At 68.3% G+C, this 18,752-nt stretch carries 22 protein-coding genes and 2 tRNA genes; 19 read left to right on the forward strand and 5 right to left on the reverse strand.

The window, feature by feature from the left end; all coding sequences use genetic code 11:
* Positions 1 to 66: 66 nt before the first annotated feature.
* The 4 genes from AC1DMQ_RS14915 to AC1DMQ_RS14930 all read left to right on the forward strand — a co-directional run bounded on the left by AC1DMQ_RS14915 (position 67) and on the right by AC1DMQ_RS14930 (position 3,995).
* The gene (locus AC1DMQ_RS14915; protein WP_477034339.1) at positions 67 to 378 is read left to right on the forward strand and encodes an EthD family reductase; all 312 of its coding nucleotides are present in this window, start codon (positions 67 to 69) and stop codon (positions 376 to 378) included.
* A 111-nt stretch (positions 379 to 489) separates the two neighbouring features.
* The gene (locus tag AC1DMQ_RS14920; protein ID WP_477034340.1) at positions 490 to 1,614 is read left to right on the forward strand and encodes a hypothetical protein; all 1,125 of its coding nucleotides are present in this window, start codon (positions 490 to 492) and stop codon (positions 1,612 to 1,614) included.
* A 76-nt stretch (positions 1,615 to 1,690) separates the two neighbouring features.
* Positions 1,691 to 3,604 (forward strand): M1 family metallopeptidase, encoded by a 1,914-nt coding sequence (locus tag AC1DMQ_RS14925; protein ID WP_477034341.1) that lies wholly within the window; start codon positions 1,691 to 1,693, stop codon positions 3,602 to 3,604.
* Positions 3,605 to 3,800: 196 nt separating this feature from the next.
* Entirely contained in the window at positions 3,801 to 3,995 is a 195-nt protein-coding gene (locus AC1DMQ_RS14930; RefSeq protein ID WP_477034342.1) for a hypothetical protein, read from the forward strand.
* Between the two features lie 6 nt (positions 3,996 to 4,001).
* On the opposite strand, the gene AC1DMQ_RS14935 is transcribed toward AC1DMQ_RS14930, so the two are convergent.
* Positions 4,002 to 4,601, reverse strand: a complete 600-nt coding sequence (locus AC1DMQ_RS14935) for a DUF805 domain-containing protein (protein WP_477034343.1) — start codon at positions 4,599 to 4,601, stop codon at positions 4,002 to 4,004.
* Positions 4,602 to 4,741: 140 nt separating this feature from the next.
* Between AC1DMQ_RS14935 and AC1DMQ_RS14940 the strand changes: the two genes are divergently transcribed.
* Positions 4,742 to 6,226: an NCS1 family nucleobase:cation symporter-1 gene (locus AC1DMQ_RS14940; protein ID WP_477034344.1), complete on the forward strand. Its 1,485-nt coding sequence runs from the start codon at positions 4,742 to 4,744 to the stop codon at positions 6,224 to 6,226.
* Positions 6,227 to 6,245: 19 nt separating this feature from the next.
* Here AC1DMQ_RS14940 and AC1DMQ_RS14945 read toward each other — a convergent pair whose 3' ends face one another.
* Complete coding sequence (locus AC1DMQ_RS14945; RefSeq protein ID WP_477034345.1) at positions 6,246 to 6,755, reverse strand: GNAT family N-acetyltransferase; 510 nt, start codon at positions 6,753 to 6,755, stop codon at positions 6,246 to 6,248.
* 239 nt (positions 6,756 to 6,994) lie between these two features.
* On the opposite strand from AC1DMQ_RS14945, the gene hisD reads away from it, so the two are divergent.
* The 12 genes from hisD to AC1DMQ_RS15005 all read left to right on the forward strand — a co-directional run bounded on the left by hisD (position 6,995) and on the right by AC1DMQ_RS15005 (position 14,891).
* Positions 6,995 to 8,281, forward strand: coding sequence for a histidinol dehydrogenase (hisD, locus tag AC1DMQ_RS14950; protein WP_477034346.1), 1,287 nt, complete (start codon positions 6,995 to 6,997; stop codon positions 8,279 to 8,281).
* An 18-nt stretch (positions 8,282 to 8,299) separates the two neighbouring features.
* Complete coding sequence (locus AC1DMQ_RS14955; RefSeq protein ID WP_477034347.1) at positions 8,300 to 8,779, forward strand: UPF0262 family protein; 480 nt, start codon at positions 8,300 to 8,302, stop codon at positions 8,777 to 8,779.
* Positions 8,780 to 8,895: 116 nt separating this feature from the next.
* On the forward strand, positions 8,896 to 9,354 hold the full coding sequence (locus AC1DMQ_RS14960) for an arsenate reductase/protein-tyrosine-phosphatase family protein (protein ID WP_477034348.1): 459 nt from the start codon (positions 8,896 to 8,898) through the stop codon (positions 9,352 to 9,354).
* Between the two features lie 97 nt (positions 9,355 to 9,451).
* Positions 9,452 to 9,670, forward strand: a complete 219-nt coding sequence (infA, locus tag AC1DMQ_RS14965; RefSeq protein ID WP_004617696.1) for a translation initiation factor IF-1 — start codon at positions 9,452 to 9,454, stop codon at positions 9,668 to 9,670.
* Positions 9,671 to 9,678: 8 nt separating this feature from the next.
* Positions 9,679 to 10,263, forward strand: a complete 585-nt coding sequence (locus AC1DMQ_RS14970) for a Maf family protein (protein ID WP_477034349.1) — start codon at positions 9,679 to 9,681, stop codon at positions 10,261 to 10,263.
* Complete coding sequence (locus tag AC1DMQ_RS14975) at positions 10,260 to 11,300, forward strand: ribonuclease E/G (protein WP_477034350.1); 1,041 nt, start codon at positions 10,260 to 10,262, stop codon at positions 11,298 to 11,300. The genes AC1DMQ_RS14970 and AC1DMQ_RS14975 overlap by 4 nt, the downstream gene beginning before the upstream one ends.
* Entirely contained in the window at positions 11,297 to 11,467 is a 171-nt protein-coding gene (yacG, locus tag AC1DMQ_RS14980) for a DNA gyrase inhibitor YacG (RefSeq protein WP_165189078.1), read from the forward strand. Before AC1DMQ_RS14975 ends, yacG begins: the two co-directional genes overlap by 4 nt.
* Before the next feature lie 111 nt (positions 11,468 to 11,578).
* Positions 11,579 to 11,654 (forward strand) — tRNA-Phe (locus AC1DMQ_RS14985).
* Between the two features lie 937 nt (positions 11,655 to 12,591).
* Entirely contained in the window at positions 12,592 to 13,500 is a 909-nt protein-coding gene (locus tag AC1DMQ_RS14990; protein ID WP_477034351.1) for a MotA/TolQ/ExbB proton channel family protein, read from the forward strand.
* A 5-nt stretch (positions 13,501 to 13,505) separates the two neighbouring features.
* Positions 13,506 to 13,940: a biopolymer transporter ExbD gene (locus AC1DMQ_RS14995; protein WP_477034352.1), complete on the forward strand. Its 435-nt coding sequence runs from the start codon at positions 13,506 to 13,508 to the stop codon at positions 13,938 to 13,940.
* A 9-nt stretch (positions 13,941 to 13,949) separates the two neighbouring features.
* Complete coding sequence (locus AC1DMQ_RS15000) at positions 13,950 to 14,684, forward strand: energy transducer TonB family protein (RefSeq protein ID WP_477034353.1); 735 nt, start codon at positions 13,950 to 13,952, stop codon at positions 14,682 to 14,684.
* A 130-nt stretch (positions 14,685 to 14,814) separates the two neighbouring features.
* A tRNA-His gene (locus AC1DMQ_RS15005) sits at positions 14,815 to 14,891 on the forward strand.
* A gap of 131 nt (positions 14,892 to 15,022) precedes the next feature.
* On the opposite strand, the gene AC1DMQ_RS15010 is transcribed toward AC1DMQ_RS15005, so the two are convergent.
* The 3 genes from AC1DMQ_RS15010 to AC1DMQ_RS15020 form a co-directional block, all read right to left on the reverse strand.
* Positions 15,023 to 15,166 carry a hypothetical protein gene (locus AC1DMQ_RS15010; RefSeq protein ID WP_477034354.1) on the reverse strand — a complete coding sequence of 48 codons (144 nt, stop codon included), beginning with the start codon at positions 15,164 to 15,166 and terminating at the stop codon, positions 15,023 to 15,025.
* Positions 15,167 to 15,319: 153 nt separating this feature from the next.
* A complete protein-coding gene (locus tag AC1DMQ_RS15015; RefSeq protein ID WP_477034355.1) occupies positions 15,320 to 15,481 on the reverse strand; it encodes a hypothetical protein in 162 nt (53 codons plus the stop codon).
* Positions 15,482 to 15,547: 66 nt separating this feature from the next.
* Positions 15,548 to 15,970 (reverse strand): helix-turn-helix domain-containing protein, encoded by a 423-nt coding sequence (locus tag AC1DMQ_RS15020; RefSeq protein ID WP_477034356.1) that lies wholly within the window; start codon positions 15,968 to 15,970, stop codon positions 15,548 to 15,550.
* A gap of 181 nt (positions 15,971 to 16,151) precedes the next feature.
* On the opposite strand from AC1DMQ_RS15020, the gene AC1DMQ_RS15025 reads away from it, so the two are divergent.
* Both AC1DMQ_RS15025 and AC1DMQ_RS15030 read left to right on the forward strand, forming a co-directional pair.
* Positions 16,152 to 17,141, forward strand: coding sequence for an NAD(P)/FAD-dependent oxidoreductase (locus AC1DMQ_RS15025; RefSeq protein WP_477034357.1), 990 nt, complete (start codon positions 16,152 to 16,154; stop codon positions 17,139 to 17,141).
* 30 nt (positions 17,142 to 17,171) lie between these two features.
* Entirely contained in the window at positions 17,172 to 18,335 is a 1,164-nt protein-coding gene (locus tag AC1DMQ_RS15030) for an acyl-CoA dehydrogenase family protein (protein ID WP_477034358.1), read from the forward strand.
* Positions 18,336 to 18,752: the final 417 nt, after the last annotated feature.

Consider the following 18,752-nt stretch of genomic DNA (forward strand, 5'->3'; position numbering starts at 1 on the left):
GCCCGCGTGCTTAACTGAGCTCCGGACGGCGCGCGACCGGCGAGGCCGCCAGTGCAGGGAAGCGACATGGTCATCTTCAGCGTGCTCTATCCCGCGACGCCCGGCGCCAAGTTCGACCAGGCCTATTACGACGCCGTCCACATCCCGCTGGTGAAGGAGGCCTTCACCGCGACGGGCCTGACGGACGTGCAGGTCCTCAAGGGCCAGCCGGGTCCCGACGGCGGCGCGGCCCCGTTCGTGGTCATCGTCAACTTCACCTTCGAGAGCCCCGAAGCCTTGGGCGCCAGCCTGGGCGGTCCTCGCGCCCCCGAGGTGCTGGGCGACGTCGCCAAGTTCACCGACATCCAGCCCGTGACCCAGGTCAGCGTGCCGGGGTAGGGGCTCTCCTGCCGACATGGTTAATGCGCCCTTAACCATGTTCCCGCCATTTGACCCGGTGTTTCAGGGCCGTCGCGATTCGTAATCTCGCGGCGATTTGTCGAGGGCGTCATGGTCGGCAGCGTCACCAACGGTTATGCGGCGAACCCCTATCTCGCCACCAGTACGGCCAGCACGACGGCCGCGACGACGGCGGCCTCGAGCGACGCGTCCAGCACCGCCGCGGCCAAGACCAGCGGCTCCGGCGACAAGGTCACCCTGTCGGCTGAGGCCCAGGCCGCCCTGGCTGCCCAGACCGACAACCGCACCACCGACGCGGTGGTCGCCTCGGCCCGCTCGGCCCTGGACAAGCTGCTGGCCGACGCCAAGGCGACCAGCGCCCTGAAGGACGGCAAGGCGACGATCGACGTGTCGGGCCTGGACCGCCGCAGCCTCTACGCCATCGCCAGCAACAAGGGCGGCAAGTTCTCCATCGAGGAGCAGGTGGTCGCCAGCCTGCAGATGAAGGCCAACCGCGATACGGCCCTATCGGCCTCGGCCTCGGCCATGCGGGTGACCGGCGACTATGCCGGGCTCTACAAGGCGGCCCTGGCCAATCTCGAGGCCGCCGGCGCCGAGGAGAAGGGCACGGCCCAGTGGGCCAAGGACAAGGCCGCCCTGACCGAGGGCCTCAAGCAGGCCACCGCCAAGCCCGGCGTCCAGCCCTCCGGCATCGACGGCGACCCGGTCGCGGCCTATCTGAAGGACGTCGGCGGGGTGGTCGCCAATCCGCGTACCCGCGACATCGGCAAGGTCGCCTCGGACGTCCGCTCGGTGCTGGACAAGCAGTACGCCTCGGCGACCAAGGACGGCATGGCCACCTCGCCCGACGACGGCGAGATCGACTTCTCCAAGTTCGACGACCGCTCGCTGGCCGCCGTGGCCCTGAACAAGGGCGACCAGTTCTCCGAGCACGAGATCACCCAGGCCGAGGCCGAGGTGAAGGCCCGCAACCGCGACAGCGTCTCCAGCGCCTACGCCAGCACCAAGGGGTCCGATCCCTCGGCCTTCGGCAAGAACCTGATCACCCAGTACGCCGCCATGAGCGACGAGGAGCGCCAGGCCGCCGGCTGGACCCCGGCCCTCTACGACAAGATGGTCGAGGTGCAGAACCTCTCCGACAAGCTGGCCTCGCTGTTCAACAGCGACGGCAGCGTCAACACCGGTGGGACCAGCCTGCTGGAGTATCTGAACTAGCCGATTGCCGCTGGACCGGACGACGCTCTGGGTTAAGACGGAAGCAACGCATTTCCGAACACGGAACCGGCTTCCCATGACCCTGAAAAACACCGGCCGCGCCGCCTTGCTGGCGCTCCTGCTCTGCGGCGTCGCCGCGCCCGCCATGGCCCAAACTCAAGCGCAAGGGGCCACGCCGCCGATCCCGGCGATCCTGACGACGCCGGAAGCCCGCGACATCCACTCCTACGCCCAGCCGCTGGTGGCGCGGGTCACCCATGTGGACCTGGACCTGACCGCCGACTTCGCCGGCCAGAAGATGACCGGCACGGCCGCCCTCGACATCGCCGCCGCGCCGGACGCCAAGGAAGTGGTGCTCGACAGCAAGGGCCTGGTGATCAAGGCGATCACCGACGACAGGGGCGCGGCGCTGCCGTGGACCCTGGGCAAGGCCGATCCGAACCTCGGCGCGCCGCTGACCGTGCAACTGAACGGCGCCAGGCGCATCGTCATCAGCTACGACAGCGCCCCCGGCGGCGCGGCCCTGCAATGGCTGACCCCGGCCCAGACGGCGGGCAAGGCCAAGCCCTACCTGTTCAGCCAGGGCGAGGCGATCCTCAACCGCACCTGGATCCCCACCCAGGACAGCCCCGGCATCCGCCAGACCTGGACCGCCCGCATCGTCGCACCGGAAGGCCTGAAGGCGGTGATGAGCGCCGAGATGCTGACCCCGGACGGCGAACCGGTCGCTGGCGGCCGCGCCTATCGGTTCAAGATGGACAAGCCGGTCGCCTCGTACCTGATCGCCATCGCCATCGGCGACCTGACCTTCACCCCGCTGGGCCAGCGGACCGGCGTCTATACCGAGCCGTCGGTGATGAAGAAGACCGCCAATGAGCTGGTCGACGTCGAGAAGATGGTCGAGGCGGCCGAGAGCCTCTACGGGCCCTACGCCTGGGGCCGCTACGACCTGCTGGTGCTGCCGCCGTCGTTCCCGTTCGGCGGCATGGAGAACCCGCGCCTGACCTTCGCCACGCCCACGATCATCGCCGGCGACCGCTCGCTGGTCAGCCTGGTGGCCCACGAGCTGGCGCACTCGTGGTCGGGCAACCTGGTCAACAACGCCACCTGGTCCGACTTCTGGCTGAACGAGGGCTTCACCGACTATTTCGAAAACCGGATCATGGAGAAGCTGTACGGCAAGGAACGCGCCGACATGCTGGCCGACTTGGGCTGGAGCGACCTGCAGGAGGCGATCAAGGACGCCGGCGGCCTGACCGGCGCCGACACCCGCCTGCATCTGGACCTGACCGGCCGCGATCCCGACGACGGCATGACCGACATCGCCTACCAGAAGGGCGCGACCTTCCTGCGCACCATCGAGAAGGCCGTCGGCCGCGAGCGCTGGGACGCCTATCTGAAGGCCTACTTCGCCCGCCACGCCTTCCAGTCGCAGACCACGGCCGGCTTCGTCGCCGACCTGCGGGCCAACCTGATCAAGGGCGATCCCAAGCTCGAGGCCGCGATCGGCATCGACAAGTGGGTCTACGAGGTCGGGCTGCCGGACAACGCCGTGCACATCAAGTCGGCCGCCTTCCCGGCGGTGGACGCCCTGGCCGCCGCCTACGCCAAGGGCGGGCCGGCCCCGTCCGCCAAGTGGACGGCCTGGAGCACGCCCGAGCGCACCCGCTTCATCGCCAGCCTGCCGCGCGCGCTGTCCAACGAACGCCTGGCGGCCTTGGACAAGGCCTTCGGCCTGTCGGCCCAGGGCAACAGCGAGATCCGCTTCGTCTGGCTGGAGCTGGCCGTCGCCAACCGCTACGAGCCGGCCCTGCCGTCGCTGGAGGCCTTCCTGACCGACCAGGGCCGCCGCAAGTTCGTCGCGCCGCTGTTCAAGGACCTGATGGCCCAGGGCGACTGGGGCCAGCCGATCGCCAAGCGGATCTACGCCAAGACCCGACCGCTCTATCACGCGGTCACCCGGCAGACGGTCGACACCATCGTGAAGTAGCCATTTCGAGAAATGACCGTTTCTCGAAAAATCGCGCGTTTTTCGTCTTCGAGCGTCGTTTCGACGACGAAAACGCGCGATCCGGCTCGATTTTCGTCCCGAAACGCGAGGAAAGTCGCTCGTTAGGCGAGTTTTCGTGTTAACCGTGGCCTTGCGCTCCCGTCAGAGGAGCGGGCCTCGTTAGGGAGAGATCGCCATGGCTGACGCCGTGTTCGCGACCCGTGTGCGTGCGCGTTCCGTGTTCTTCAACAAGTGCGACATCAACAAGCCCGAGGCCGCCGAGCTTCGGCACGCGGGCCCCTGCATCCAGTGGGGCCGGGTCGGGATCGTGGCCATGGTCCTGGTGTTCGGGGCGGGGCTCGCGACCCTGGCCTATGCCGGCATGGGCTAAGCCGCTTCAGGGCGCGGGAGGGCCGAAGCGGTTCGCCTTCGGCTCGCTCGCGCCCGCCAGCAAAAAGATCAGCAGGCCCAGCGCGCCGAGATAGAGGAGGTTGTTGGCGAACATCAGGCCGAACAGCCTCATCGAGTCCGGCGTCATCTCGCCCGCCAAGGTGGTCTTGAAGAGCCGTGGGAAGACGGTCATCCCCACGACCAGGAAGGGCAAGGGCGCCAGGCCCCACCAGCCACGCCGCCCGCGATCGTGCAGCCGCCGGGTCACCGCCGCGGCCAGCAGCAGCACGCCCACCGCGCACCCGACCTGCATCACCGTGAAGAACGGCGTCACGTCGGGCATCAGCTCGGGGTGGTTCCCCTGGATCTGGATCGAATAGGAGCCCGGTCCCCGGGTGACCGTGGCCTGGTCGGGGTGTTCGGCCGCGAAGCTCTGCATCCGCGCGAACACCCCGCTCATGATGGGCGCCATCGTCGCGAACGCGGCGAAAAACATCAGGCCGATCACGACGCCGGCGTAGGGCCAGAAGCGTCCAGCCGGGTCCCGCCCCGAGAAGCGCAGGAGCCCGCCAAAGCCGTTGCGGATGGAATCGATAAGGGCGTTCATGGCCTCTCCCCCGATGGAGCCGTGAAGACGAAGCCTCCGCATAGGGCGATTCAGCCTTCACCGCTCCAGGGTGAATTTTCCGCGTGACCTCCGCCGAACACCGGTCGATGGTCCGCCCACGACACGATCGCGGGGGCGACATGGATCACGACCAAGCCAGCAACACGCTCTGGAACCCGGACCTGGCGCCGACCACGGCCGCCCAGCGCACCTGGAAGGCGCGGCACTTCGCGGCGCTGTGGCTGGGCATGGTCATCGCCGTGCCGGCCTACATGCTGGCCGCGGGCCTGATCGAGCAGGGGATGTCGGCGAGCCAGGCGGTTTGGGCAGTGCTCCTGGGCAATGTGATCGTGCTGGTCCCGATGCTGCTGATCGGCCACGCCGGCGCGAAATGGGGCGTGCCCTACGCGGTGCTGGCGCGGGCCTCGTTCGGTTGGCGCGGCGCGCGGGCTCCGGCCCTGGCGCGGGCGATCGTCGCCTGCGGCTGGTACGGCATCCAGACCTGGATCGGCGGCGGGGCGCTGCTGACCCTGCTGGGCGTGATGATCGGCAAGAGCCTGGTCGGGCCGATGGTCCCCGTGCTGGGCATCGGCGTCGGCCAGCTGCTGTCGTTCGCCGCCTTCTGGGCCATCCAGCTGCTGTTCGTCACCAAGGGCCTGGAGACCGTGCGCAAGCTCGAGACCTGGACCGCGCCGGTCAAGATCCTGGTCTGCGGCCTGCTGGTCTGGTGGGCGCTGAGCAAGGCCGGCGGCATCGGCCCGATCCTGCACGAGCCCAGCGCCTACGACGCGGGCGGCGCCAAGGCCGGCCGGTTCTGGAAGGACTTCGGCCCGGCCGTCACCGCCATGACCGGCTACTGGGCGACCCTGGCCCTGAACATCCCCGACTTCACCCGCTTCGCCCGCACCCAGCGCGACCAGATCGTCGGCCAGGTCGTGGGCCTGCCCGGTCCGATGGCCCTGCTGGCCACGATGAGCGTGATCGTCACCTCGGCCACCGTGCTGATCTACGGCAAGCCGATCTGGGACCCGGTGGCGCTGTCGGGCAACATCGGCGGGATCGCGGTGCTGGTGGGCCTGCTGATCATCAGCCTCGACACGGTGTCGTGCAACATCGCCGCCAACCTGGTCGGCCCCGCCTACGACTTCTCGGCCCTGTGGCCCAACAAGATCAGCTACCGCACCGGCGGCTACATCACCGCGGCGATCGGCGTGCTGATCATGCCGTGGAAGCTGTTGGAGAGCACCCAGGGCTACATCTTCGTCTGGCTGACCGGCTACGGCGCCCTGCTGGGGCCGGTGGCCGGCATCCTGATCGCCGACTACTGGCTGCTGCGCCGCGCCCGACTGGACGTCGAGGCGCTGTATGACCGCACGGGGCGCTACACCTACTTCAAGGGCTGGAACCTGGCGGCCGTCGCGGCCTTCGTGATCGGCGTCGCCCCCAACCTGCCGGGCTTCCTGAAGGCGGCCGGCCTGCCGTCGGCGGCGGGGATCGGCGCGCCGTGGACGGGCCTCTACGACTACGCGTGGTTCGTCGGGGCAGGCATCGCGGCGGCGGTCTATGTCGCGGCGATGCGGGCGGGCGGCGGGGCGAAGGCGTCGATGGTTTTCCCTCTCTCATAGAGAGAGGGGTTTCGACGCCCTAACCCAAATCCCGCGCCAGATAGGTCACCGTCTTCTCCCCGCCATGGATCTCGCCGGTCCCGACCACGGTGAAGCCCAAGTCCGCGTGGAAGGCGTCCGACGCCGGGTTGGGCGGGTTGGCGTTGACCTCGCAGACGACGCGCTCGTGCCCCGCCGCGCGGGCCCGTTCGAACAGGGTCTGGTAAAGGCGGCGGGCGTGACCCCGGCCGCGAGCCTTGCCGGCCACCACGATCCGGTCGACATAGACGAAACGCGGGAAGCGTTCGCGAAACCACAGGAAATTGGGACTGTCGTAGTCGGCGTCCTGGTCGAAGGCCAGGAGCAGGGCGTCGGCCTGGCCGATCCGCTCGGCCAGGAACGCTTCGCCCACCATGCGCGCCAGCCGGGGCGGCTCCAGCCACGACAGCTCCACCGCATGGGCGTTGTTCAGGGCCAACAGGGCTTGGGCGAGGTCCGGCGACGTGGCGAGGTCGGCGGGCGTGATGGAGATGGAGTCGGTGGGAAGCATGGGGGTCTCTTGGCTGCTTGCGCGCTTCTACGCGAAACGGTCAGGCCGTGCCCGCGAACACTTGCCCCCACCTGACCGCTTCGCGGTCTGTCCGCCCCCATGGGGGGCGGAGGTGTACGCCGCCGCACGGCGCCCTCTTCCCCCTGTGGGGGAAGACGACCGCGAAGCGGTCCGTAGGGGGCAAGTGTTCGCCGCACCAAACCTCTTGTGTCTTGTCGAAAAACCCGCATCTAGGCCCCATGCGCCGCTTCAATTCCGCCGACCCGTCCTTTCCCGCCGCCTTCAAGGCCTTCCTCGACGAGCGCCGGGGCGCGCCCGAGAACGTCGACGCGGCCGCGCGCAACGTGCTGGACGCCGTCCAGGCCGACGGGCTGAAGGCCGTGCTCAGCTTCACCAGCCGCTTCGACGGCGTGGAGCTGACCGAGGACACCATCCGCGTCACGTCCGACGAGATCGCCGCCGGCGCCGCCGAATGCTCGGCCGAGGTCCGTGAGGCCATCGCCTTCGCCGCCGCCCGCATCCGCGCCTTCCACACCCGCCAGCGTCCGCAGGACCAGTCCTGGACCGACGAGGCCGGCGTGCAGTTGGGCTGGCGCTGGACGCCGCTGGAGGCCGTGGGCGTCTATGTGCCCGGCGGCCGGGCGGCCTACCCCTCGACCGTGCTGATGAACGCCGTGCCCGCCCAGGTGGCCGGCGTCGACCGCATCGCCATGGTCACCCCGCCCGGCAAGCTGGAGCCGGCGGTCCTGGCCGCCGCCAAGGAGGCCGGGGTCACCGAGATCTGGCGGATCGGCGGGGCCCAGGCCGTCGCCGCCCTGGCCTATGGCGCGGGCCCCATCCAGCCGGTCGACAAGATCGTCGGCCCGGGCAACGCCTATGTCACCGCCGCCAAGCGCCGGCTCTACGGCGTGGTCGGCATCGACGCCCTGGCCGGTCCGTCCGAGATCGTCGTGGTCGCCGACGCCGACAACAATCCCGACTGGATCGCCGCCGACCTGCTGAGCCAGGCCGAGCATGACCCGGCCGCCCAATCGATCCTGATCACCGACGACGAGGCCTTCGCCCAGGCGGTGTCCGACTCCGTCGACGCCCTGCTCAAGACCCTGGCCACCGGCGTCGACGCCGCCGCCTCTTGGCGCGACCACGGCGCGATCATCCTGTGCCCGCTGGACGACAGCCCGCGCCTGGTGGACCTGCTGGCCCCCGAGCACGTCGAGTTCGCGATCGACGAGCCCGAGCGGCTGGCCGACCGCGTGCGCCACGCCGGGGCGATCTTCCTGGGCCGCCTGACCCCGGAAGCGATCGGCGACTACGTGGCCGGCTCCAACCACGTGCTGCCCACCAGCCGCGCGGCGCGCTTCCAGTCGGGCCTGTCGATCTACGACTTCCTCAAGCGCACCTCGATCGTGAAGTGCGACGCGGCCTCGTTCGGGATCCTGGGGCCGCACACCGTGGCCCTGGCGCAGGCCGAGGGCCTGCCGGCCCACGCCCTGTCCGCCGCCATCCGGTTGCCAACCAAGCCGTAAGGGGCAAGTCTGCCGACGATGTCCGAGCCCCAGGCCAACCAGTTCCTGAAGTCCATCCTCATCGACGAGGACAGCCTGGCCGCCGCGTCGCGCGACCAGGAGCAGGAGCGCCAGGTGGCGATCTTCGACCTGCTGGACGGCAACTATTTCGAGCCGGTCGAATCGAAGGGCGGGCCCTACGATCTGAAGCTGTCGCTGGTCGAGAACCGCCTGGCCTTCGACATCGCCGGTCCGGGCGTGCCCGAGCGCCGGCACCTGCTGTCCCTGTCGCCCTTCCGGGGGGTGATCAAGGACTACTTCATGATCTGCGACAGCTACTATTCGGCGATCCGCAATTCCTCGCCCCAGCAGATCGAGGCCTTGGACATGGGACGGCGCGGCCTGCACAACGAGGGCTCGAACCTGTTGCGCGAACGGCTGGAGGGCAAGGTGAAGACCGACCTCGACACGGCCCGTCGGCTTTTCACGCTGATCTGCGCGCTGCACTGGCGGGGCTAGGGCGTGTTCCGTGAAAGTGGCCCCGGTTTCGCGATGAGAACACGCCCCGACGCAAGGAATCTAGAGCCCCTCTCTTCGGAGCGGTTGAGCCTTTTCGATAGAGAGGGGCTCTAGGGGTGTCGGGAACGCTTCCGGACGCCGTGCTGTTCGCCTGCAACTACAACCGCGTGCGCTCGCCGATGGCCGAGGCGCTGTTCAAGCACTTCTACGGCACGCGGGCGTTCGTCGATTCGTGCGGGTTGAAGCCCGACCCGGTCGAGGAGGGCGTCGATCCGTTCGTTGCGGTGGTCATGGACGAGATGGGCCTGGACGTCAGCGGCCACAGACCCAAGAGCTTCGCCCAGCTGGAGGACGACAGTTTCGACGTCGTCATCTCCCTGACCCCGGAGGCCCAGCACCGGGCCGTCGAGCTGGCGCGGGACCGCGCCACCGACATCGAATACTGGCCGACCCACGACCCGACCCTTGCGGACGGCTCGCGCGACGCCATGTTGGCCGCTTACCGCGAGGTGCGTGACGCTCTGGCCACGGCGATTCGACAACGTTTCGGCGCGCCATCGACGTTCGGGGGGTGAATGCGCTATACACCCCGCCTCGCAGCCGCGATGACCCTCCCGACTCAATCGTCGCGGGGGCTTTGCCGGCATGGCGTCACCCGTTTTGAGAGGCCTGATGGCTAAGGAAGAACTGCTCGAGTTTCCCGGTACGGTCAGCGAATTGCTGCCCAACGCGACCTTCCGCGTGAAGCTGGAGAACGATCACGAGATCATCGCCCACACCGCCGGCAAGATGCGCAAGAACCGCATCCGCGTGCTGGCCGGCGACAAGGTGCTCGTGGAAATGACGCCCTACGACCTGACCAAGGGCCGCATCACCTACCGCTTCAAGTAGGGCTGGCGATGGTCGTCCAGCGGACGCCGCTGGTCCTGGCCAGTGCGAGCCCCCGGCGCCTGGACCTGCTCGCGCAGGTCGGCGTCGCCCCGGATCGGGTCGATCCCGCCGATATCGATGAAACGCCGCTGCGGGATGAAACCCCGCGGCGCCATGCTCTGCGCCTGGCGATCGAGAAGGCGAGGGCGGTCGCGTCGCGTTCGCCCGGCGCCATCGTCCTGGCCGCCGACACCGTCGTGGCCGTCGGCCGCCGCATCCTGCCCAAGGCCGAGACGCCCGAGCAGGCGGCCTACTGCCTCAAGCTGCTGTCGGGACGCAATCACAACGTCCTGACCGGCGTCGCCGCGATCGCTCCCGACGGGCGCGAGGCCTCGCGGCTGGTCGAGACCCGCGTGCAGTTCAAGCACCTCTCCGACCAGGAGCAGGTCGACTACCTGGCCGGCGGCGAATGGAACGGCAAGGCGGGCGGCTACGGCGTGCAAGGCGTGGCGGGCGGCTTCATCATCGACCTGCACGGCTCCTACACCTCGGTGGTCGGCCTGCCGCTGTACGAGACGCTGAACCTGCTGACCGGCCTGGGCTATCGAAAATGAGCGAACGGCGCGCCTATCTCTATACCGGCATCGGCGAGACCGTCGGGGTCGTCACCCTGGACGGCCGTCCCGAGCGTCTGGTCGCCCAATGGGACGGTGACGATCCGCTGGACGCGGAGGGCGTACGCGGCGTCGCCCGGGTCAAGAAGATCGAGCGCGCCTTCAACTCGGCCTTCGTCGCCCTGCCGGGCGGGGCCGGCCTGCTGCTGGCGCTGAAGCCCGACATGCCCAAACTGGTCGAGGGCCAGGTGGTCGAGATCGAGGTCCGCACCCCCTCGCGCCGCGACAAGTCCGGCGTGGCCCGCTATGTCGGCCCGGCCGAGGGCGAGCCGCGCGTCCTGGCTCATGCCCCGACCATCGACGAACTGCTGCGCCTCTGGGTCAAGTCCGGCTCGCCGACGCAAGGGCTGGCCGCCCTGGAGGCGGTCGAGGCCGCCGAGGCAGAGGTTCTGGCCACGGTTTTCGCCCTGCCGGGCGGCGGCGACATCAGCATCGAGGCGACGCGGGCCCTGGTGGCGATCGACGTCGATCTCGGAGGGCGCGACGGTGATTCCAAGAAGGCGGCCCGCGCCGCCAACATGGCCGCCTTCACGACGGCGGCCCGCATCCTGCGCCTGAAGGGCTTGGCCGGGCTGGTGGTCTTCGACCTGGTCGGCCGCGGCCACGACGGCCCAGCCCTGACCACGGCGGCCCGCAACGCCTTCGCCGTCGACAATCCCGGGGTGGGCCTGGGTCCGATCAGCAAGTTCGGAGCGCTCGAGATGATCGTGCCGCGCCGGACCAAGCCGATTCTCGATCGGCTGCTGGACGACGCTGGCGGGCTGTCGGCCCGCGCCGGCGCCCTGCGCCTGGTCCGGGCCTTCGAGCGCGAGGGCAGGGCGGATCCCGGCGGCAAGCTGGCGGGCCGCTGTAGCCAGGCTGTGGCCGACGCCTTCGCCGCCCTCGACGCCGCCCTGGCCGACAAGATCGGCCGTCGCTTCACCCTGGCCGTCGCCGCCGACTGGCCCAACGACCGCCTGGAGGTCTCGTCCTCATGAGCGCCTGCCCCATCTGCAAGAAACCCGCCGAGCAGGCCTTCCGGCCCTTCTGCTCCAAGCGCTGCGCCGACATCGATCTGAACCGCTGGCTGTCGGACCGATACGTGGTGCCCGGGGCCGACGAGGACGAGGAGAATCCGCCGTCCACAGACTTCGGTCGGGAATAGTTCGAGATCGCTTCAAGAGGGGCTGGACTTCGTTTTTAGCCTCCCCTATAGACGCGGCTCCCCGCCGTAGGGCGGGCGCCAAAGCGGTTTCGACCGCTTCTTAGGCCCAGGGCCTGGGTAGCTCAGTTGGTAGAGCAGCGGATTGAAAATCCGCGTGTCGGTGGTTCGAATCCGCCCCCAGGCACCATTCCTTTCAGACACGGGTATTTTGATCGCTTCAGGGTCGGGCAGCGTCGTCGAAGGTCGCCGGCGACGCGACGGGCCATGTCCCACCGGGCGCCGCGAACTTGATCATCGGCGTCCGCCTCAGGGCAGATGTGAAATTTTAGCGATGACGCTTGGGTGGCGACGAAATCGAACGCCCTCCTTTTGGATCTGGCGAGCGGGGTCGATTCCCGAGCCTCGTCCTCACCGATCTCAGCGGGCAGGGCGAGGCCGGAGCACGCTCAGTCGACTTGGCCGCCGCTGTGGGGATCAGGCCTCGTTCTCGGCGAGGATGGGTTCTGTTTTCCCCGGAGAGCGGTGGGCGCGCCCCGGTTTTGGACGCCGGAAAGGCCGATCGGCGGTCAAAAAGCCCTTCCGACCAGCTCCCCGGCCATAGGGCGGTAGCGGCAGAGGTCAGATCTCTGGTCACCATCTTTCCCGGTAAGATTGAACTGCGGCGCGCTACGCGCTCAGATCAGGTCTTCGAGACCGACGTTTTGTAAGCATGTTGCGGCGCAACATCGATATTCCCTTTGGTAGGGAAAAACCGCCCTCAAATCCTGATTTCCCATTTGTGCGGTGCGGCAAAGGTAGTGGGTGCGTCAAAGGGACGGTGAATTTATGCCTCCTCGCACCCCTTGACGGTACGAAAAGGGGTTGCCAAAGGACCCCTGCCGCAATTCTAACATTGCGGTAAGATCGAAGCCTCCTCGGGGGCGGCGATCACACGCGCTTCGAAACGATCCTTCTTGTTGGGCATGAGTCCGGCTTGGGGGGCGTAACGGGTCGAGCGCAGCGAAGCGGGTCTGCAAGGCGTTCGAGTGATCGGGGCCGAGCAGACTATTCAAGTTAGGGTGGAGACGCTCTCGCGCGACGACCCTCGGTCCAAACGTGCTAGACCAACCAGGAACTGGCGAAAGATGCTCGACATTAAACGGAAGACCCCCCTCATCGCTCTCGTCGGCGCTATGGCGCTGATGGCGAGCGCCCCGGCCTTCGCCCAGGACGCTGCTGCTCCTGCGCCGGCCACCACCGAAGCGGCCGCCCCGGCCGGCGACGCCGCTGCCGCTCCGGCCGCTGCTCCCGCCCCCGCCGAAGCCGCCCCGCCGGCCGAAGACGCCGCCGCTGGCGAGAAGAAAGGTCACTCGCTGACCCCGGTCGGCATGTTCCTCGCCGCCGGCGCCGTCGTTAAGGTCGTCATGATCGGCCTGATCCTGGCCTCGGTCTTCTCGTGGGTCCTGCTGATCACCAAGATCTTCGAGTTCGGCGCCCTCAACAAGCAGTCGGACAAGTTCCTGGAAGCCTTCCGCGGCGCTCGCTCGATCGCCGACATCGCCCGCATCGGCTCGTCGGAAGAATTCGAAGGCAACCCGATGGCCGACATGGCCGCCGCGGCCGCCCAAGAAGTCGAACTGTCGCGCCAAGCTGGCCTGGCCGTCGCCGGCGAACACCGCGACTCGACCCTGGCCCGCGCCACCTACGCCATCAACGCGGTGCAAGCCTCGCTGGTTAAGCGTCTGTCGGGCGGCATGGTGTTCCTGGCCTCGGTCGGTTCGGCCGGTCCGTTCATCGGCCTGTTCGGCACCGTGTACGGCATCATGACCTCGTTCATCGGCATCGCGAACACCAACACCACCAACCTCGCCGTCGTGGCCCCCGGCATCGCCGAAGCCCTGCTGGCCACCGGTATTGGTCTGTTCGCCGCTATCCCGGCGGTTATCTTCTACAACTACTTCCAGACCCGCATCTCGGGTTACGGCACCCGCTCGGAAGGTTTCGTTGCTGAACTGATGAACGCCATCTCGCGTCAGCTCGACAAAGGAGCCTAAGACCGATGGCCGCCAAACTCTCAGGCGGTGGGGGCGACAGGTTTAACGTCGAACAGAACAGCGACATCAACGTTACGCCCTTCGTGGACGTCATGCTGGTGCTCCTGATCATCTTCATGGTGGCGGCTCCGCTCGCCTCCGTGTCGGTCGAAGTAAACCTGCCGCCGGCGGTCGCGAAAGCATCGCAGAACCCGCCAAAGCCGGTCTACATCTCCATCAAGGCGGACGGTTCGGTCTACATTGGCGACTTTGAGACCACCGTCGACACGATGGGAGCGGACCTCGCTAAGAACATCGGCAGACGCGATCCGACCAAGGAGCGTATCTTCATCCGCGCCGACGAAAAGACGCGCTACGGGGCTTTCATGGAGGTGATGAACACCCTCCAGGATAACGGCTTCTATAGCGTGGCGCTMATCGGCAAGGATCAGAACAGCTAGGGGTGATGCATGGCTGAACAACAAGCGCCTGAGCATCGCCACTACGACCCGCTCACTTCGGAAGGCCCGCGACGCAAAAAAGGTCTCGGTGCTTTCGGTATCGCGACCATCGTGGTTGTTGGCGTTCACGGCCTTCTCTTCGCCTATCTGGCAAAGCAGAAGTTCGAAGCGGTGATGAAGGAGTATCACGACGACGCCGTGGACGTGGAGCTGCCTCCGCCGCCCCCGCCGCCGCCGCCTCCTCCTCCGCCGCCGCCTCCGCCGACCAACGCTCCGCCTCCGCCTCCCGCGGTGGTGCAGCCGAGGCCGCCGATCGCGCCGCCGCCGGACATCACGCCGCCGCCGCCGCTGCCGATCCCGCCCGTCAAGGAGCGGGTCGAACAGACGGCGCCTCCGGTGATCTCGAACGTGCCGCCGGTTCCTTCGAACCCGCCGGCTCGGGCTTCGGTGATCACCAAGCCGGACTGGGCCCGCAAGCCCACCGGTGAGGACATGGCCCGCTACTACCCCGACCGCGCTCAGCGGATGGAAGTGGGCGGCCGTGCGGTCCTGTCATGTACGGTCACGGCCAAGGGCTCGCTGGAAAGCTGCTCGGTCCAGTCGGAAAACCCGGCGGACTACGGCTTTGGCGATGCGGCCATGAAGCTGTCGCGACTGTTCCGCATGAAGCCGAAGACGCTTGACGGCGCTCCGGTGGACGGTGGTCAGATCACGATCCCGATCGTCTTCACGGTCCCCCGCTAGGGACCCGGACGACCGGCCAGGAAACGAGCGCCCCGGAGCTTCAACGCTCCGGGGCGTTTTCGTGTGGAAAGCAGCGTTTCGACGCTTGATCCAATTCACGCGTCCGACTAAAGACACTCCCTCGCGATGCGCCGCCTTAGCTCAGTTGGTTAGAGCGCCGGTTTGTGGAACCGGAGGTCCTCAGTTCAAGCCTGAGAGGCGGTACCATCGCAGACCTCGAAAAGCCCTGGGTTCGCCCAGGGCTTTTTCGTTTTCCAGGGTCTCTTCGTTTCGGAGCGATCGAAGGCGCGACGAAGGGGCGGCGGCCTTGCGCCGCGGGCGGCCGGCAAAGCCGGTGTCTAGGCCGGGTGGCCGTTCAGGGCGGCCCAGACGCGCCAGCCGATCAGCGTGATCGCGATCCAGCCCGCCGCCAGCCCGACCATCGGATGGGCCTGCCACCAATATCGAATGCGGCCAACGGCCGTCCTCGAGGACGCTCTCACGCTCAGACTCCCGACTGTGACGCGCCGTTCCGCGTCCGCTCCCTGACCTTGAGGTTGCGCCCGAACGGTGTTCTGCGGAAGTGCGGCACAGCGCCGCTAGACCGTGGAGCCCGGCAAACGCCGAAAACGGCGTCCTCCTTGAGCGGCCGCCCGCTAGGACGACCCGTCGAGACGGTATTCGGCCACCGGACTGGAGCGGAGGAAGGCCTCGATCTGTTTGCGGCGCTGGATCGCGCGCTGATGGCGGCGAACGACTTCGCCGGCCGGCGGTATGACGACGGCGCAGATCAGGAACAGCGATACGATCAGAAGCATGAAGGCCTATCGGCGGCGACAGATGCCGGTCGGCCCCTAGAACGCCTGGGACAGATCGGCGATCCCCTAGGGCGCGACCGTCGCCGGCTCGTCGTCGACCATCGCCTTGACCAGGTCGACGACCCGGCGACGCAGGCGGCGATCGTTCAGCCGCGGGAACAGCCCGGCCAGCTCCAGCCCCTCCGGCGTGGCCACGAACTGGGTCATGCGCTGGGCGAAACCGTCGTCGGCCTCGCCCTGGGCCGTCTCGTCCAGGCCCTCGAAGAAGTAGGACACCGGCGACTGCAGCAGACGCGCGGCCTCGTACAGTTTCGAGGCGCTGATCCGGTTGGCGCCCCGCTCGTATTTCTGGATCTGCTGGAAGGTGATGCCCAGGGCTTCGGCCAGCTGTGTCTGGCTGAGACCCAGGACCTTGCGGCGGATCCGAAGACGCGCCCCGACATAGAGATCGACGGGGTGAGCCATGTCGGAAGAGGGTTTGTCGGTCATCCGCGTCATGTTCCTCCCAGCGGCCCCGCGCCCTCGCTCTATGCAAGAGCGTGTGGTCCAGCTTGGTTAACACAGGATAGACCCATGCGGTTGCGTTAGTCACGCCTCTGACACATCCGTAGAACCCGCAAAATGTCCCGCCGGGCTTGACGTTTGGCGCGAGCAAGGGTGTTTGCCGCCCATGGAGACCAAGCTGCGCGCGCGGGTGGCGGTGGCCGGCGCCGGCGCGATCGGATCGGCCGTGGCGCTGACCCTGGCGCGCGCCGGATTCGACGTCACGCTTTTCGATCCCAATCCTCCCGGCGACAACGCGTCCGGGGTGGCGGCCGGCATGCTGGCGCCGGTGGCCGAAGCGGTGTTCGACCCCGTCTCGACCCCGCATCTGGCGCTGCTGCGGCGGGCCCGCGACCTCTGGCCGGCCTTCGCCGAGGGGCTGGAGCTGACGATCCTGCGAGACGGTCTGAGGGTCGAGGGAGAGGCCGCCTGGCTGGCGGGTGTCGCCGCCCGCGCCGACGCCCTGGGCGCCCCCTTCCAGCGCCTGGACGACGCCCTGGTCGACGCCGAGGACTGGCGGATCGAGGCGCGCCCCGCCCTGACCGCCCTGCGGACAGCGTTCGAGGCCCTGGGCGGCCGCTTCGAGGCCCGCGCCTTCACCCGCGACGACCTGCCGGCCTTCTCCGCCGCGGTGCTGGCCACGGGGGCGGGCGACGCCTCGGGCCTGGCGCCGGAGCTGAAGGCGCTGAGTCCCATCAAGGGCCAGATCCTGCGCGCCGACCGTGGCCCGGCCACGGGCCCGGTGATCCGGGGCGAGGGGGTCTATATCGCGCCCGGCGGAAGCCCGGCGATCGGCGCCACAATGGAGGCCGGTCGCGACGACCTGACCGTCGACCCCTCGGCGACGGACGCCCTGCGCGTCGCGGCGATCCGCCTGCGCCCGGAGCTGGCCGAGGCCGTCCTGACCACCGAGGTCGGGGTGCGGGCCGCCACCCCGGACGGCTTGCCGCTGGTGGGGTGGAGCGCGACGCCGGGCGTGATGCTGGCCGTGGGCGCCCGCCGCAACGGCTGGCTGCTGGCCCCGCTTGTGGCCGATCTGGCCGCGTCGTATCTGAAGGGTGATAACCCAGGCCCGGACGCCGCGTTGCTCGACGCGCGGCGGTTCTCGAGGACCTGAGGCGCAACGATAACGGCAGGGCAGGGGCGAATGAGCGGATTCTGGTTGACCGACGAACAGGAAGCCATCCGCGAAGGCGTCGCCAAGCTGTGCGCCGATTTCGACGACGAGTACTGGCGCCGCACCGACGAGACGGGGATCTTCCCCGAGGAATTCGTGGCCGCCATCGCCGAGGGCGGCTGGCTGGGCGTGGCCATGCCCGAGAGCGTCGGCGGGGCGGGACTGGGCCTGACCGAGGCGGCGATCATGATGCAGACCGTGGCCCAGTCGGGCGCGGGCTTTTCGGGCGCCAGCGCCATCCACCTGAACATCTTCGGCCCGATGCCGATCGTGAAGTTCGGCACCGACGCCCAACGCCAGAAGCACCTGCCGCGGCTGATCTCCGGCGAGGACAAGATGTGCTTCGCGGTGACCGAGCCCAATTCGGGCCTGGACACCTCCAGCCTGGAGACCCGGGCCGAGCGCACCAACGACGGCTATGTGCTGAACGGCCGCAAGATCTGGACGACCGGCGCCCAGCGCGCCAACAAGATCCTGATCATCGCCCGCACCACGCCCAAGGACCAGTGCGCCAAGCCCACCCAGGGTCTGTCCCTGTTCTACACCGACCGCGAGAAGATCGAGGCCAAGCCGATCCCCAAGATGGGGCGCAAGGCGGTCGAGTGTAACATGCTGTTCATCGAGGACCTGTTCGTGCCCGCCGACGACCTGGTCGGCGAGGAGGGCAAGGGCTTCGCCTACCTGCTGCACGGCCTCAATCCCGAGCGGGTGCTGTTCGCGGTCGAGGCCATCGGCCTGGGGCGCGCCGCCCTGGCCAAGGCGACCACCTACGCCAAGGAGCGCGTGGTGTTCGGCCGGCCCATCGGCCAGAACCAGGGCGTGGCCCATCCGCTGGCCAGGTCGTGGGCCGAGCTGGAGGCCGCCAACCTGCTGGCCTTCAAGGCCGCCGCCCTCTACGACCGCGGCCTGGACTGTGGGGCCGAGGCCAACGCCGCCAAGTACCTGGGCGCCGAGGCCGGCTTCACCGCCTGCGAGAGCTCGGTCCTGGCCCACGGTGGCATGGGCTACGCCAAGGAATACGACGTCGAGCGCTACTTCCGCGAGGCGATGATCGCCCGCATCGCGCCGATCAGCCGCGAGATGATCCTCAACTTCATCGCCGAGCGGGTGCTGGGTCTGCCGAAGAGCTATTGAGGGGCTCCTTTTCTGGGACAGTGCGGCGAACACTTGCCCCCTACGGACCGCTTCGCGGTCGTCTTCCCCCACAGGGGGAAGAGGAACCGCCGCCGGCGCCGCGCGCGCGTCCTCCGCCCCCTATGGGGGCGGACAGACCGCGAAGCGGTCAGGTGGGGGCAAGTAGGTGTGATCCCACGCCTTCGGCTGTGAGAGGGAATGGAAAGGGTCGCGGAGCGCCGGACGACGTCCGGAGTTGTTTGAATAAATACCGTTTCGACGAAGCCGATCGCTCCGCGCCATCGTTATCCGCCAGCATCCGGTGGGCAGCCCTGTTGAGGCTTAGCCGGACCCGGTCTCGATCCCTTTCGGGAGAAACCGGCCGCCGAGGGCGCGGGCCAATGGGCAATACACGCGCTTTGTCCCCGTTCGACGCCG

This window comes from Caulobacter sp. 05L422, from assembly GCF_056397765.1.

Coding starts and splice junctions, on each gene's coding strand:
- AC1DMQ_RS14915 (WP_477034339.1), top strand. CDS start 67: ATGGTCATCTTCAGCGTGCTCTATCCCGCGACGCCCGGCGCCAAGTTC.
- AC1DMQ_RS14920 (WP_477034340.1), top strand. CDS start 490: ATGGTCGGCAGCGTCACCAACGGTTATGCGGCGAACCCCTATCTCGCC.
- AC1DMQ_RS14925 (WP_477034341.1), top strand. CDS start 1,691: ATGACCCTGAAAAACACCGGCCGCGCCGCCTTGCTGGCGCTCCTGCTC.
- AC1DMQ_RS14930 (WP_477034342.1), top strand. CDS start 3,801: ATGGCTGACGCCGTGTTCGCGACCCGTGTGCGTGCGCGTTCCGTGTTC.
- AC1DMQ_RS14935 (WP_477034343.1), bottom strand. CDS start 4,601: ATGAACGCCCTTATCGATTCCATCCGCAACGGCTTTGGCGGGCTCCTG.
- AC1DMQ_RS14940 (WP_477034344.1), top strand. CDS start 4,742: ATGGATCACGACCAAGCCAGCAACACGCTCTGGAACCCGGACCTGGCG.
- AC1DMQ_RS14945 (WP_477034345.1), bottom strand. CDS start 6,755: ATGCTTCCCACCGACTCCATCTCCATCACGCCCGCCGACCTCGCCACG.
- hisD (WP_477034346.1), top strand. CDS start 6,995: ATGCGCCGCTTCAATTCCGCCGACCCGTCCTTTCCCGCCGCCTTCAAG.
- AC1DMQ_RS14955 (WP_477034347.1), top strand. CDS start 8,300: ATGTCCGAGCCCCAGGCCAACCAGTTCCTGAAGTCCATCCTCATCGAC.
- infA (WP_004617696.1), top strand. CDS start 9,452: ATGGCTAAGGAAGAACTGCTCGAGTTTCCCGGTACGGTCAGCGAATTG.
- AC1DMQ_RS14970 (WP_477034349.1), top strand. CDS start 9,679: ATGGTCGTCCAGCGGACGCCGCTGGTCCTGGCCAGTGCGAGCCCCCGG.
- AC1DMQ_RS14975 (WP_477034350.1), top strand. CDS start 10,260: ATGAGCGAACGGCGCGCCTATCTCTATACCGGCATCGGCGAGACCGTC.
- yacG (WP_165189078.1), top strand. CDS start 11,297: ATGAGCGCCTGCCCCATCTGCAAGAAACCCGCCGAGCAGGCCTTCCGG.
- AC1DMQ_RS14990 (WP_477034351.1), top strand. CDS start 12,592: ATGCTCGACATTAAACGGAAGACCCCCCTCATCGCTCTCGTCGGCGCT.
- AC1DMQ_RS15000 (WP_477034353.1), top strand. CDS start 13,950: ATGGCTGAACAACAAGCGCCTGAGCATCGCCACTACGACCCGCTCACT.
- AC1DMQ_RS15015 (WP_477034355.1), bottom strand. CDS start 15,481: ATGCTTCTGATCGTATCGCTGTTCCTGATCTGCGCCGTCGTCATACCG.
- AC1DMQ_RS15020 (WP_477034356.1), bottom strand. CDS start 15,970: ATGACCGACAAACCCTCTTCCGACATGGCTCACCCCGTCGATCTCTAT.
- AC1DMQ_RS15025 (WP_477034357.1), top strand. CDS start 16,152: ATGGAGACCAAGCTGCGCGCGCGGGTGGCGGTGGCCGGCGCCGGCGCG.
- AC1DMQ_RS15030 (WP_477034358.1), top strand. CDS start 17,172: ATGAGCGGATTCTGGTTGACCGACGAACAGGAAGCCATCCGCGAAGGC.